Source organism: Streptosporangium sp. NBC_01469 (assembly GCF_036227305.1).
Taxonomy (GTDB): domain Bacteria; phylum Actinomycetota; class Actinomycetes; order Streptosporangiales; family Streptosporangiaceae; genus Streptosporangium.
Genome location: NZ_CP109465.1, coordinates 1,289,035 through 1,303,024, shown reverse-complemented (window position 1 = coordinate 1,303,024; position 13,990 = coordinate 1,289,035). Strand labels below are relative to the sequence as shown.

General features: G+C 68.5%; 10 protein-coding genes. 6 read left to right on the top strand and 4 right to left on the bottom strand.

The window, feature by feature from the left end; all coding sequences use genetic code 11:
* Positions 1 to 17: 17 nt before the first annotated feature.
* From OG587_RS05860 to OG587_RS05845, 4 genes are all read right to left on the bottom strand, one after another.
* The gene (locus tag OG587_RS05860; RefSeq protein ID WP_329087595.1) at positions 18 to 1,844 is read right to left on the bottom strand and encodes an ABC transporter ATP-binding protein; all 1,827 of its coding nucleotides are present in this window, start codon (positions 1,842 to 1,844) and stop codon (positions 18 to 20) included.
* Positions 1,844 to 3,697 (bottom strand): ABC transporter ATP-binding protein, encoded by a 1,854-nt coding sequence (locus OG587_RS05855; RefSeq protein WP_329087593.1) that lies wholly within the window; start codon positions 3,695 to 3,697, stop codon positions 1,844 to 1,846. The genes OG587_RS05860 and OG587_RS05855 overlap by 1 nt, the downstream gene beginning before the upstream one ends.
* Before the next feature lie 289 nt (positions 3,698 to 3,986).
* Positions 3,987 to 4,442, bottom strand: coding sequence for a hypothetical protein (locus OG587_RS05850; protein WP_329087591.1), 456 nt, complete (start codon positions 4,440 to 4,442; stop codon positions 3,987 to 3,989).
* Between the two features lie 5 nt (positions 4,443 to 4,447).
* Entirely contained in the window at positions 4,448 to 5,041 is a 594-nt protein-coding gene (locus OG587_RS05845; RefSeq protein ID WP_329087589.1) for a hypothetical protein, read from the bottom strand.
* 838 nt (positions 5,042 to 5,879) lie between these two features.
* Here OG587_RS05845 and OG587_RS05840 point away from each other — a divergent pair.
* From OG587_RS05840 to OG587_RS05815, 6 genes are all read left to right on the top strand, one after another.
* On the top strand, positions 5,880 to 7,127 hold the full coding sequence (locus OG587_RS05840; RefSeq protein WP_329087587.1) for an HAD-IA family hydrolase: 1,248 nt from the start codon (positions 5,880 to 5,882) through the stop codon (positions 7,125 to 7,127).
* Between the two features lie 760 nt (positions 7,128 to 7,887).
* Positions 7,888 to 8,400: a sigma factor-like helix-turn-helix DNA-binding protein gene (locus tag OG587_RS05835; protein ID WP_329087585.1), complete on the top strand. Its 513-nt coding sequence runs from the start codon at positions 7,888 to 7,890 to the stop codon at positions 8,398 to 8,400.
* A 73-nt stretch (positions 8,401 to 8,473) separates the two neighbouring features.
* Complete coding sequence (locus tag OG587_RS47045) at positions 8,474 to 8,878, top strand: AAA family ATPase (RefSeq protein ID WP_443075477.1); 405 nt, start codon at positions 8,474 to 8,476, stop codon at positions 8,876 to 8,878.
* A 105-nt stretch (positions 8,879 to 8,983) separates the two neighbouring features.
* Positions 8,984 to 10,594: an ABC-F family ATP-binding cassette domain-containing protein gene (locus OG587_RS05825; protein WP_329087583.1), complete on the top strand. Its 1,611-nt coding sequence runs from the start codon at positions 8,984 to 8,986 to the stop codon at positions 10,592 to 10,594.
* Positions 10,595 to 10,657: 63 nt separating this feature from the next.
* Positions 10,658 to 11,476 carry a hypothetical protein gene (locus OG587_RS05820; protein ID WP_329087582.1) on the top strand — a complete coding sequence of 273 codons (819 nt, stop codon included), beginning with the start codon at positions 10,658 to 10,660 and terminating at the stop codon, positions 11,474 to 11,476.
* A 555-nt stretch (positions 11,477 to 12,031) separates the two neighbouring features.
* Positions 12,032 to 13,876 carry a hypothetical protein gene (locus OG587_RS05815; protein ID WP_329087580.1) on the top strand — a complete coding sequence of 615 codons (1,845 nt, stop codon included), beginning with the start codon at positions 12,032 to 12,034 and terminating at the stop codon, positions 13,874 to 13,876.
* The last annotated feature ends 114 nt before the right edge of the window (positions 13,877 to 13,990 follow it).

Genomic DNA, 13,990 nt, shown 5'->3' with positions numbered 1-13,990 from the left:
GATTCGAGCCGCCTCGATCACGCGGAGCCGGCGACGGAGACGAACCCGGAACCAGGACGGTAGTCAGGAGACTGGTGCCGGAAGTAGGTGTTGTAGACCTGGCAGTAGTGACCGCCGCGAGCCAGCAGCGTGGTGTGGTCGCCTTCCTCGACGATCCGGCCGTGATCCAGCACGATGATGCGATCCACGTGCTCGATCGTGGACAGCCGGTGTGCGATGACGATGGAGGTACGGTCGGCCAGCACCCGGTCCAGGCCTTCCTGGATCTGGGCCTCGGTCAGCGGATCGACACTGGCGGTGGCCTCGTCCAGGACCACGATCGCCGGATCCTGGATGAGCAGGCGGGCCAGCGCGACGAGCTGGCGCTGGCCCATGGACAGGGCGCGGCCGTGTTCGCCGACGTCGGTCCGCAGGCCGTCGGGCAGGGCGTCGACCCAGTCGCCCCCGCCGACCGCCGCCGCGGCGGCGAGCACCTCCTCGTCGCCCGCCTCCGGCCTCGGGTAGCGGATGTTGTCGGCGACGGTGCCGCTGAACAGGAACGGAACCTGCGGGACCGCGCCGATCTGCCGCCGGTATCCGGCCAGGTCCAGCGTGCGGACGTCACGGTCGTCGATCGACAACCGGCCGTCCTGGAACTCGTAGAACCGGGTGATCAGCTTGCTGAGCGTCGACTTTCCCGCACCGGTGTGGCCGACCAGTGCGACGCTCTCACCCGCCTCGATGGTGAGGTCGAAGCCCCGCAGGACGGGGCTCTTGGCCTCGTAGCCGAACGTGACGTCGCGGAACTCGATGCGGCCCGCCAGCCTGCCGACCGGCTGGGGATCGATCTGCACGACCCGCGGGGGCGCGTCGATCAGGGCGAAGACCCGCTCCGACGCGGACAGGCCCTGCTGGAACTGGGACCAGAACGCGGCGATGGAGGTGAGCGGGAGCCAGAAGAGCGCGACGCTCTGGAGGAAGAGGAACCAGTCGCCGCCGGACAGGCCGCCGCCGAGCACGGCGGTGCCGCCCAGCTGGACGAGCGCGACCGTGGCCAGCCCGGCGACGAGGAAGAGCACGGGGAAGATGCCGGAGAAGATGAAACCCTGCCTGAGCGTCACCTGGTAGCTCTGCCGGTTGATGGGGCGGAACTCGTCGTAGATCCGCTGCTCCTGGCGGAAGTTCTTGGCGACGGTGATCCCGCCCATGGTCTCCTGCAGGGTGGCGTTCACCCGGCTCAGCGAGCGTTGCGCCCTGCGGGTGCTGCTGCGGGCGACCCGGCGGAACAGCAGGGCGATGCCCATCACGATCGGCGCCACGAGCAGGGTCAGCAGGGCGAGCTCGACGCTGCGCAGGAAGAGCATGACCGTGATGAAGCCGACCATCAGCACCTGGCTGATCAGGTCCATCGTCAGGGTGGAGACGGTGGCGAAGTCGTCGGTGTCGGAGGTGACCCGGCTGACGATCTTTCCCGACGGGTTCTCGTCGTAGAACGACAGGTCACGTTCGAGCACGGCGTCGAACGCGTCCTGGCGGAGGTGTAGGACGACGTCGCCGGTGACCCTCGCGCTGTACCACTGGCGGATGAAGTTGAACAGCCAGCCGAGCACCCCGGCGAGCAGCAGGCCGGCGGTGAGCTGCCAGCCCACATCGGCGATCGTGCCGTCCTCGATGCCGTCCACACCCCAGCTGACCAGCAACGGCATGGCCGCCTGGCTCAGCGAGAACAGCACGATCATGACCGCGACCAGGATCATCGATCCCAGCTTCGGCCGGAAATAGGACAGGATCCGGCGGAGGAGGTCGCGATCGCTGTAGGTGCGGTCGTAGTCCTCGGCGTCGAGGCCGTCCATGACGAAGCCCATCAGCCCCGCGCTCCCTGCTCGCCCGTGAGGACCACGGCCGGATCGGTGGTGTCGCCGGCCACGGCGCCGCCGGCGCCTTCGGCCACGTCGACCTCGTCGTAGTGGGCGAAGATCCGCCGGTAGAGGTGGCTCCGGGTGAGCAACTCGTCGTGCGTGCCGTAGTCGACCAGCTCACCTCGTCGCAGCAGCAGGACCTTGTCCGCCCAGCGGATCTGGGAGAGCCGGTGGGTGATCAGCAGGGTGGTGCGCCCGTCGAGAACGCGGCCGATGGCCTGCTGGATCCTGTCCTCCGTGGCGGAGTCGATCGCGCTCGTCGAGTCGTCGAGCACGAGGATCGCCGGATCCGTCAGCAGCGCCCGTGCGATGGCCAGGCGCTGGCGCTGGCCGCCGGAGAGGGTGACGCCGCGCTCGCCGATGACCGTGTCGTAGCCGTCGTCGAGCTCGCCGATGAACTCGGCGGCCTGGGCCTCCTCGGCCGCCCGGACCACGGCGTCCCGCTCTCCTCGCCGGCCCAGCCCGAAGGCGATGTTCTCGGCCACCGAGCGGGAGAACAGCACGATGTCCTGCTCGATGGTGGAGATCTGGGAGCGCAGCGAGTCGAGGTCCCACTCGCGCACGTCCACGCCGTCGACCAGGATCCGGCCCGCGGTGACGTCGTAGATCCGGGGGACCAGCTTCGCCAGGGTGCTCTTGCCCGAGCCGGTCTCGCCGACGATCGCCACGGTCTCGCCCGGCCGTACGGCGAACGTCACCCCGCGCAGCACCTGATCGTCCTCCCCGTAGCCGAACGTCACGTTCTCGAAGACGATCTCCCCGCTGATCGGCGCGGCGTGGCCGTCGTCACGCTGCCCGAGTTCGGTCTCGGTGTTCATGATGCTCAGGATCCGGCGGGAGGACACCAGGCCGATCTGGACCAGCGAGAAAGTGAAGATCGAGATGGTGGTCGGGAAGCCCAGCATGCCCATCAGGCCCATGAAGGCGACCAGCTCGCCGATCGTGACGGCACCCGCGGCGTGCAGGTGGAGACCGTGCCAGAGCGCGCCGGCCATCGCGAAGGCGAAGAGCAGGGTCGGCAGGTAGCGGGCCTGGACCAGGCCGTTGTGGGCGAAGGAGTCGCGGTAGTGCCGCGCCAGGGTCCTGAACCGCCGTCGCTCCTGGTCCTCCTGCGCGGTCACCTTGATGACCTCGATGCCGCGGACGGCCTCGTTCAGCCCGGCGTTGAGGTCGCCGAACTGCTCCCGCATGCGGGTCGCCACGGGGTTGAGCCGTCGCATGTAGTGCCGGAGCGCGACGACGAAGGCGACCACGAAGACGCCGGGCACCAGCAGCAGCCGCGGGTCGATCGCGGCGATGAAGACCAGGGGCACGAGGCCGTTCAGCCCGGAGTCGACGATCAGGTCGACGCCCGGACTGATCATGATGGAGAGCTGCCGGACGTCGTTGGCCGCCCGCGCCATCAGGTCGCCGACCCGCTGCCTGTTGTGGAAGGTCTGGCTCTTGCCGAGCAGGCTGACGTAGAGCTCGTCCCTGGCGTCCCGCTCCAGCCGCTTGGCCAGGACCTCGCTGGACAGGCGCGCGACGACGTCGAAGGCGCCGCGGGCCAGCACGATCCCCAGCAGCCCCAGGGAGATCGCGCCCAGTGCCCCCGCACCGCCGCCGCCCAGCACGGCGTCGAAGGCCGCGCCGGTGAGCCCGGGGACCATGGCGTTGAACACGATCATGATCAGCGACGCGCCGAGGAATCCGGTCAGCTGGAGCGGATGGCGGCGAACATGGGACCAGAGCCAGCGCACCGGCCCCCGCCCGTCGTACGGGCGACCGGATACGGAGAACTCCGAACTGCTGGTGGCCACAAGCTCGCTCCCGAGCAGATCGAGGATGAAGGTCGAACCTGTTTTCTATCACCGGGCACCGACGGTTTCCCATCGCATTTTCCGCGGGCTCCCCGGGGCCGGCCGGGGACGGGACGGGAGCCGCGGGAGCCGGGGCCGCCCCCGATACCGGGATGCCCGACCCGGAAACCGGCGTGTCCCCTGCGCGGGGAACTCTGGAGGGAAATCGTCGTGGGGCACATTGAGGTTGGTCATCTGATGTAAGTGTCGGACCCCCTTGGACGGTGGTTGAAACTCTCGCAGGGGCACCTCAGTACGGGCTCATCTGGTCCAGTACCTTGGCGGCGAGTGCTATGAACTGCTCGGCTTTCTCCATGTCCTGCATGACGTCATCGGGAGTGATCTCCGGGGTGTCGGGGCGCGGGTATTCAGCGCTGTTGCGACGGCGGCGCATCCGGTCGAAGGAGCGGAGTGCCTGCCCGAGCGGGGGATCCAGTTGAGCCGTCACCACGTCCAGCACCGCTAGGTGCCCGCCTCGGCTCGTGGCACGCAACCCCTGATTTTCCAGGATCGACGCGAGAGCTTTCCGCGAGGCGTCGTAGACGAGTTGGTAGGCCCCTGTGGGATCCGTCCCAACACCGCTACGGGCGAGAGCGATGTGCCGCTCGGCCTGGGTGAGCATGGTATCGGCGTGATCTCGGCTCGGCGGCACCCGTTCCAACTGGCCGGCGGTCAGCATCGTGTCGATCTGATCACGTCCTTGCATCCATCTCACGATGTTCTCCGGTTCTGAATCAGGGGGTGAAGGGGCTTGCTCCGCAGGGACATCACGAACGGGTCGCCCTGGTCGGAATTCCACGACGTCGGCGAGATCCGGCTGATGTTCACTTCTCGGCCGAGGACGCGTTCCGCCGACCGTGCCGCGTCGTACAGTTCGTCCTCGTCCGGAGAGCCCACCACGAGGACGTCGATGTCACGCGGGGGTGGCCCGGTCTGGTTCGCGTGCCGGGCGGCCCAGGAGCCGTAGATGTACGCCTCGTTGACGCCAGGGATCGACTGGAGGAGAGATGGCAGGATGGCTGCCGGGCCGAAGGTCACCGCCAGCAGGTCGGTGAGCGGCTTGGCGACGATCGTATCGGTGTCGGCGCGGATGAGACGGAGGTTGCCGTGCCGTCTCTCCTTGGTCAGTCCGGCGGCGGCGAACCGGTCCATCTCACGGCTCACGGTCGGCTGGGATACGCCTGCCTGCCTGGCCAGATCGGTCGTCGAGTACTCCTTCTCCGGGTGAAGGTACAGCCAGGCGAGCAGCTCACCGACGGCATTGGACCGGAACAGGGGAAGTAGCAACGGCGGAGTTTCCCTCATAGATGAATAGTACTATGCATTTATGGCATGTCTGTCACCTTGTGTAGTCGATCGACTTCGAAGCGCTCCTGTTTTGGAAGTGAGATCGGCTGCCATGCGGTGACACCGATCGCGATGCCGTGCCGTACCAGCGGAAAATCCGGGCGCCATAGGCGAAACCGGCGGGTACCCTGCGCGAGGACCTTTGGAGGGGAATCGCGGTGGCGCACATTGAGGTTGGTCAGCCCACGTGCAAGCCATGACCCCCTTGTCCCTGCGAGGTCGTCGTTCTTCTCCTGGGCGTTGACCTGCGACTATCGTTGCGGCAGCGTAGAGGTCGGGCAGCCCATGTGCTAGCTGTGATCTTTAACGCCCTCCGCGGGAGTCGATGGCGAACATCAGCACGCCGCCGACCGGCCGCACGTAGCGGGCCAGCACGTCGCGCGCCTGCTCGACCACGACCTCACCATCCTCCAGCGCCTGGTACAGGCTGCCCCAGCCGCGGCGGCAGGCCGGGGAACATCAACTCCGCCACACTGCGGATCGGCCGAGCCGTCCCCGCCAGCGCGTCCACCAACTCAAACAGCGCATCCGCCCAGTTCCCGAACACCGAGTACACCTCGGCGCGGAAGGTTCGCAGCTCCTCAGGTGCCGCCGCTTCACGGCGAGCCGACGCACGGTGCACAATGATCCTCACGGCCGTTTGCCGATGATTCGTTCTTGGTCGAACTGGATCATGCACAGACGGCCGTTCTCATGGGGACCCCTGTTGCCCAACCGCGATCAAGCCCAGGCCTGCGACCTTAAATCGCCAGAAAGGGGCGATCAAGCATGTAACGGTTATCTCTATGCTTATCGGGTGATCAACCCGATTGAGCTTGTTATTTTCGACTGCGATGGTGTGCTGGTCGACAGTGAGCACATCGCCGTGCGGGTGCACTCCGCCGTGCTGACCGATCTCGGCTGGCCGCTGACCGAGGCCGAGGTGACCGAACGGTTCGTGGGCCGATCCAGCAAGTCCATTGACGAGGAGATCGAGGCCCACCTCGGCCGCCTGCTGACGGTGGAGGCGGCCGAGCGGTTCCACCGGCTGCACCGGGAGGCCGTTGACGCCGAGCTCACCCCGGTCGACGGCATCGTCGAGGCCCTGGATGCGATCACCTTGCGTACCTGTGTGGCCTCCGGCGGCAGCCATGACAAGATGCGCCACACCCTCGGCCGCACCGGTCTTTACCAGCGGTTCGAAGGCCGTATCTTCAGCGCCACCGAAGTCACGCACGGCAAGCCGGCCCCCGACCTGTTCCTGCATGCCGCGGAGCGGATGGGCGCCGACCCCGCGGCCTGCGTGGTGGTCGAGGACAGCCGGTACGGCGTCCAGGCGGCTCGCGCCGCCGGCATGCGCGTCTTCGGCTACTGCGGCGGTCTCAGGCCGGCACACTGGCTGGAAGGCCCGGACACAGTGGTCTTCGACGACATGCGCGAACTACCCGCTCTGCTCACCGAACCTCGCGGGATCGCGGGAACAGCCGGATACGGCGAGGTATCCGATCTCCTCGCAGACCAGTACGAGAGCGTCACCTTCGCCGAGGTTCACCGCGAAGTGCTGCACCTGTTCCCCGCACAGCCCAGCCGGGTCCTGGACCTCGGCGCGGGAACAGGACGCGACGCCGCCGCCCTGTCCCGGCTGGGACACACGGTGGTCGCGGTCGAGCCCACCGCCGAACTCCGCGCCCATGGACAGCGACTTCACCCGGCGACCGGCATTGAATGGGTCGACGACCATCTGCCCGAGTTGACCACCCTGCGCCGACGTCCTGAGCGGTACGACCTGATCCTGCTCACCGCAGTCTGGATGCACCTGGACGAACAGGAACGGTCGGAGGCGATGAAGCACCTCACCGGCCTGCTGGTACCGCACGGACGAATCATCCTGTCACTGCGGCACGGACCAGTCCCCACAGGACGACGCATGTTCGAGGTGTCGGCAGACGAGACGATCCACCTGGCCGCCGCCACCGGACTCCACGCCCTCCATCGCAGCGAACGCAAAGACCCCCTCGGCCGCCAGGACGTCCACTGGACCTTCATAGCCCTACAGCTGCAGTGATCCCGCCAGATCCCGACCGTAAGATCCAGCACGCCCCACGGCCGGACTCTCGCGCGTCCGCAGCCATCGATCACCGTCGGCACCGTCTCCGCAGCCACCCGACGCGTTCCCGAGAGCCCGCCAAGCGATCACGTCAACCCGGAAAACAGCGAGATCCCGATCCCGCCCGATCAAGCCGATCGGACGGGATCTCGTCAACCGCTCCCGAGCTAACTCAAGAACGGCCCCAGCCGGTGGGGGTGAGAAGTACTACTAGGGATAAGTAGGTAGAACATCGGGATTAGCACTGGTATCCGTAGGCGGCATTGAGGCGTACGTCCGCTTCTCGAAGACCAGCACCGGACGGCACCGCGTAACCCATAGACGGGCGTAGCGGCTCAAGGATCTGGGAGGGGTGGCGCCGTTACGGCTGGAACGGAAGAGGGCGCAATGTCTGAACGGTTTGCTCAGATTGGTCTGACCCGGACTGACCTGGCACGCGTCGCGGCGCTCGTGGAGCGGTATCCGAATCTTCCTCTGGGTGCTGCGGATGCTTCCGTGGTCGTCGTTGCGGAACGCCTGCATGTCACAGAGGTGCTCACACTCGACACGCGAGACTTCTCGGTGGTGCGTGTCCGGCCCATGTCCCGGCGTTCACTCTCCTGCCGGGACACTGAGCCGCGCCGTACCCGGCGGAAGTCGGGATGCCGGTGAGTGAAAACGGAAAGCGCCGTTCTGGTCCGCGGAGGCGGAGGTCCTGCTGGGGGAGACCCGTCGCGAGGTGTTTCTGGCCGTTCGCGCTCTGCCACGCCGTCAGCGTGAGGCGGTGGTGCCGCGCTACTACCTCGACCTGTCGGAGGGGGACATCGCCGAGGTCATGCGTGTCAGCCGTGGAACGGTGAAGTCGACCACGTCCCGAGCTCTCAAGACGCTCGCTGCGAAACTGGAGGAGAGCCGAGACTTCGCAGATCGAAGACCGGCTCCGCGACGCCTTTACCGCTGGCGCGGGACTGGTGGGCGCCGAGACCCTGCGCCCCGCCGACCAGGCTGTGCGGCCGAAGGTCCTTCGTCGCCTTCGCGGATCTCTTCGCATGGCTCCGCTGCTGGCTGCTCTGGCCGTCGTGGCGATGAGTGTTGCCGTCGCGGCCGGGTTGCGTGGTTCGGTTCCGGTACGGCCCACGACGGAAGGTCCGCCCGGTCCTCGCTTCCTGCTGGCCGCCGACCGGGGTGTCTACTCGGATGTCGGTTACGGGTCCGTAGTCTGCTGGTTTTTAATCCCGCCAAATGTCGGTGACTGGTGTGCGATCTGTCGGTTTTAAGCGCCGCCAAATGTCGGTTTGGATTTATGCGGGGCTCAACCGCCGCAGATGGGAGCCGCAGTGCCCGAGCTGGTCTCACGTCGTGTAACCGGTCATGCCGAGGAGTTCCTCGACGCCTTCAGGATAGTGATCGTCAACGGACCGAGGCAGTCGGGCAAGACCACCCTGCTTCGGCAGCTCAATGGGGGAAGAGAGGGGACGTATCTCACCCTGGATGACGGCTCGTTGAGATCGGCGGCGCAGGCCGATTCCGCTGTCTTCATCGCCGATGGGGCGCGTCCGATGATGATCGACGAGATTCATCTGTCACGCGGTCGAAGGCGTGGTGAAGGCCGACCTGCTCCAGGGCGTGGGAGAGGCCTGATCTCGTTCGGTCACCGAAGCCGATTGCGGCGCCAGAGGCTGAGTCGACCGCGGGCCTGCCGGGAGTTCTCAGCGCCCCACCGGCTGTGAGGTCCGGCCCCGTGCGAGCGGACGGCGCCGGGACGGCGGAAATCGAAATGTCCGGAATACCGGTTCGCAGGTAACCTGCGCGAGGACCTTTGGAGGGGAATCGCGGTGGCGCACGTTGAGGTTGGTCATCTGACATACGTTCTGCCGGACGGGCGGCCGTTGCTGGACGACGTGTCCTTCCGGGTCGGCGAGGGGGTCAAGGCGGCACTCGTCGGGCCCAACGGGGCGGGCAAGACGACGTTGATGCGGCTGATCGCGGGTGACCTGCAGCCGGTCGACGGGAGCGTCGCCAGCTCCGGCGGCCTGGGCATCATGCGGCAGTTCATCGGCAGCATCCGCGACGGCAGGTCCGTGCACGACCTGCTGGTCAGCGTCGCCCCGCAGCGCGTTCGGCAGGCGGCCGAGCACCTCGACGCCGCCGAGCTCGTGATGATGGAGCGCGAGGACGAGAAGGCGCAGATGCGCTACGCGCAGGCCATCACCGACTACACCGACGCGGGTGGCTACGACATCGAGGTGCTCTGGGACACCTGCGCCATGGCCGCCCTCGGCATGCCGTACGACGACTGCAAGTACCGCGAGGTCAACACGCTGTCGGGTGGTGAGCAGAAGCGGCTGGTGCTGGAGGCGCTGCTGCGGGGGCCCGACCAGACGCTGCTGCTCGACGAGCCGGACAACTACCTGGACGTGCCGGGCAAGCTCTGGCTGGAGCGGGCGCTGCGCGAGACGGCCAAGACGGTGCTGCTGGTCAGCCACGACAGGGAGCTCCTGGCCAACGCGGCCGACCGGATCATCACCGTCGAGTCCGGCAACATCTGGGTCCACGGCGGGGGCTTCCGCTCGTACGCCCAGGCGCGCAGGGAGCGCAACGAGCGCCTCGACGAGCTGAAGAAGCGCTGGGACGAGGAGCACGCCAAGATCAAGCGTCTGGTCCTCATGCTGAAGCAGAAGGCCAAGTACATGGACACCATGGCCGCCGCTTACCACTCGGCCCAGACCCGGCTGCGCAGGTTCGAGGAGGCCGGGCCGCCCGAGGCGGCGCCCAAGGAGCAGTTCATCAGCATGCGGCTCAAGGGCGGCCGGACCGCCAAGCGGGCGGTCATCTGCGAGAAGCTGGAGCTCACCGGCCTGATGAAGCCGTTCGACCTGGAGATCTGGTACGGCGAGCGGGTCGCGGTGCTGGGTTCCAACGGCTCGGGCAAGTCGCACTTCCTGCGTCTGGTCGCCGGGGAGGAGGTCCGGCACACCGGCGTGGCCAGGCTCGGTGCCCGGGTCGTCCCCGGCCACTTCGCCCAGACGCACGCCCGCCCCGAGCTCATCGGCCGGACGCCCTGCGAGATCGTCATGACCGAGCACGCCCGGCTCAAGAACGAGGCGATGAAGGTGTTGTCCCGCTACGAGCTGGCCGGGACCATCGCCGAGCAGCGCTTCGAGACGCTGTCCGGCGGCCAGCAGGCCAGGCTGCAGATCCTGCTGCTCGAACTGTCGGGCACCACCCTGTTGCTGCTGGACGAGCCGACCGACAACCTCGACCTGGCCAGTGCCGAGGCTCTCCAGGAGGGGCTGGACGCCTTCGACGGGACCGTGGTCGCCGTCACCCACGACCGCTGGTTCGCCGATGACTTCGACCGGTATCTGGTCTTCGGGACCGATGGAAAGGTCTACGAATCATCCGAACCGGTGTGGGATGAGGCCAGGGTGGTCCGGCAGAGGTAAAGACTCGGGCCGTTTCCGGCGTGTCCAGGTGGGCGGGAGGTCGTCACCGGTTATCACGGCTAGGTGACGCACAGCACCCGAATCGTCGGCGCCCTCGCCCTCCTCCTCCTTGTCGGATGCGCCGGATGCACTGACGACGACGAGGAGACGAAGCAGGCCGCCGCGCTCCAGCCGATCGCGGTCAGAGAGCAGGCCTCTTCCATCGTCAAGGGCGATGACGGGTACGTGGTGAATTGGGCTGGAGTGCTGGCCAACACCAACCCGTGGCACTTCGGCGAGCACGTCGTGGCCACAGTGGTGGCCAAGAACTCCGAGGGCAAGGAGGTCGTCCGGCTGGAACAGCCGCTGGACGCCGTGCCCCCCGCCGGGACGCTGCCCTTCACCGGCCAGGTGGTGACCCAGGACAAGCCCGCCGCCGTGAGCATCGCGTACCGCCCGGCGCGCTGGCACCAGGCGGGCCGGATCGTCTCGGCCTTCCAGCCCTTCCCGGTCCGCGAGGTGCTGACCGACCGCACGGCCGACGGCGACTATCTCGTCACCGGCTACGTCGGCACCCCGTACGTGATACCGGCCCGCAGCCTGGCCGTCACCGCGCTCCTGCGCGACAAGCGGGGCAAGCTGCTCGGTGGCGGGAGCACGTTCGTGGACAACGTCCAGGCGGGCCAGAAGCGCCGGTTCATCCTGCAGATCAAGAGCGTCCAGAACACCGGCGACATCGCCTCCGCCGAGGTGACCGCGCGCACCTGGGGATCGAGCAGCCGCCCCTTCGAGCAGCTCGCCCTCGGCGGTTCCCTGCCCCTGAACACGGTCAAGCCGAAGATGCCCCCGTTCGCCAAGGACCGGGGCAGGCAGGCACCCCTCGCGGGAGCCGACCGCCCCTGATCGTCCCTTCGCGCCCGCCGGACGTTCGTGACCGTCGGACGTTCGCGCCCGTCGGACGTTCGCGCCCGTCGGACGTTCGCGCCCGTCGGACGTTCGCGCCCGTCGGACGTTCGCGCCCGTCGGACGTTCGCGCCCGTCGGACGTTCGCGCCCGTCGGACGTTCGCGCCCGTCGTTTGTGATCGCCGGACGTTCGTGACCGTCTGCCGGTGGTCGTCCCTTCGCGCCCGCCGGATGCTCGCGACCGTCCGTTTCGTTTGTGACCGTCCCCACGGTCATCCTTCCGCGCCCGCCGGATGCTCGCGACCGTTCGTCCGTGGTCTTGACGCTCGCGACCGTCCGCTCGCGACCGTCCGCTCACGGTCGGGCGCCCGCGACCGGGAGACCTCTCGGCGCACCGATATGCACGATTAATTCAGTTAAATAGTCATTCATCAATATTTATTATTGCTATTGGCGTCGAGTTTTTACTCGACTCATTGACACGGTAAAGACAGTCGAAGTCACCGCCCGTGAACTGCTGTATTTGTGGTTACCCAGCGTTTAACTTCGATTACATGACTGACAGTGTCCTGGTCGCAGCGCTGTGCGCGAGGAGTCCCGGAGCCCTCGCCGATCTCTACGACTCATACGCGGAAAGCGTCTACCGATACTGCTGTTCAATGCTCACCACCTCCGACGCCGCGGAGTCGGCGCTCCTCGACACCTTCGTCGCCGCCGAGGCCCATGTTCACGCGCTCACCGACTCCCGTCGGCTGGAGGCGTGGCTGTACGCACTCGCTCGGGGGGAGTGCGTACGGCGCGATCTCGCCGAGGAGCCCGACCCGCGGGCCCCCGTCCCGGTGGTCACCGCCGGAGACGACGCGGACCTGCGGGTGATGGCGTGGAACGCCACCCGGAGCCTGTCGCCCGACGACCGGGAGGTCCTCGACCTGAGCTGCCGGCACGGCTTCGGGCCCATCGACCTCGCTGCGGTCCTGGGCGTCACCCCCAAGGTCGCCGGCGCGCTGTACGAGTCGGCGAGGGAGCGCCTGCGCGACGTCGTCACCGCGGAGGTCCTCATCCGCAAGGGGCCCTACGACTGCGCGAGCCGGGCCCGCATGTTGGCCGGCTTCAACGGCGAGCTCACGCCGGAGGCGCGCGAGCGGGTCATCCGCCACGTGAACCGCTGCGACACCTGCGCCCCGCACCGGGTCAGGCAGGTCTCCGCGGCCAAGGTCTTCGACCTGCTCCCCCTGGTCGCGCTGCCGCCCACGCTGCGCGCGTGGGTGATGAGCCACTTCACCGACCCCGAGCGGGTCCCCTACCGGCGCGACGTCGCCCACCGGGCCGGCCCCCTCGACGATGCCGGGTTCCCCGTCGGCAGGGTTCGCGGGAGCCGTCGCAGGCCCTACGCGCTGGCCGGTGCGGTGGCCGCGGTCGCCGCGGCGACGGCGCTCGCCCTGGTCCTCGCCCAGACGGTGGCCGAGCCGGGAGGCGCGGGTTCCGGCGTCGCCTCGGGCACGTTCCCGGCGGCGGCGAAGCCTTCGGACGCACCGAGACCCGGGGAGCCCCGGAGGGAGGACGCGCCCGTGACGCCGGAGCCCGTCGGGGAGGGGGTGGCCGTCGGGCGGATCGGTTCGCTCGGGGCGACGGAGCCGGTCAGCGCCACCGGACCCGACTTCGGGAGCGACCGGCCGGGGGTGCCGGGCCCGATCGGCCCCGAGGCGGAGGTCCCGCCTCGGCGGCCGGGTGACGAGCCGTCCGGCGAAGGACCGGCCGGTCCGGCCGGTGACGGGCCGTCCGACCGTCCGGCCGCTCCGGCGGAGGACCCGGCCCCACCCCGCCCACCCGTGTCACCCGTGTCACCTGTGCCGCCGGGATCCCCCGGGATCGGTACGCCGGACAGGCACCCGTCCCGCGACCACCACGGACACTCCTCCCGCCGCTGCCGGACCACCCATCGACCGGCGAATCCCGTGCCCCCGCGGGTGACCCCGGGCTCCCCGCAGGCGGACCCGGCACCTCCCCGGGCGAATCCGAGGCCCCCGAGAGACGCGACGGGCCCGAGAGGAGAACACCGGCCCCCGCGCGCGGCCCCTCGGCCCCCGCGGGCCGATCCGAGGCCTCCGCGGGCGAACCCCCGGCCGCCGTACGCGGATCCGCGACGCCCGCGTGCCGACCCCGGCCACCCGAGGTCCGGCCCAAGACAGGTCCCTGACGATTCTCGACCGGCCTCCACCGGTCCGAGGCGGACCCAGGGCGAGGCGGGCCCGGAACGGATCCCGAACAGCGCGGATCGCGGACGGACCTCGAATGGTGCGGGCCATGGACAGGCCTCGGACGGTGCGGGCCATGGGCGGACCCCGGACAGCGCGGGTCACGGACAGACTCCGGACGGCGGGGGCACGGACAGGCCCTGAACGGCAGGGGCCGGGGGCGGTCTTCGGACGGTCCGGGTCAGGGGCGGTCTCCGGGAGGTTTCCCGTCGGCTTCCACCGCTGCGAACTCCGCCGCGAACCTCGCCGCGCCGCCCT

Coding starts and splice junctions, on each gene's coding strand:
- OG587_RS05860 (WP_329087595.1), bottom strand. CDS start 1,844: ATGGGCTTCGTCATGGACGGCCTCGACGCCGAGGACTACGACCGCACC.
- OG587_RS05850 (WP_329087591.1), bottom strand. CDS start 4,442: ATGCAAGGACGTGATCAGATCGACACGATGCTGACCGCCGGCCAGTTG.
- OG587_RS05845 (WP_329087589.1), bottom strand. CDS start 5,041: ATGAGGGAAACTCCGCCGTTGCTACTTCCCCTGTTCCGGTCCAATGCC.
- OG587_RS47045 (WP_443075477.1), top strand. CDS start 8,474: ATGGGAGCCGCAGTGCCCGAGCTGGTCTCACGTCGTGTAACCGGTCAT.
- OG587_RS05815 (WP_329087580.1), top strand. CDS start 12,032: ATGACTGACAGTGTCCTGGTCGCAGCGCTGTGCGCGAGGAGTCCCGGA.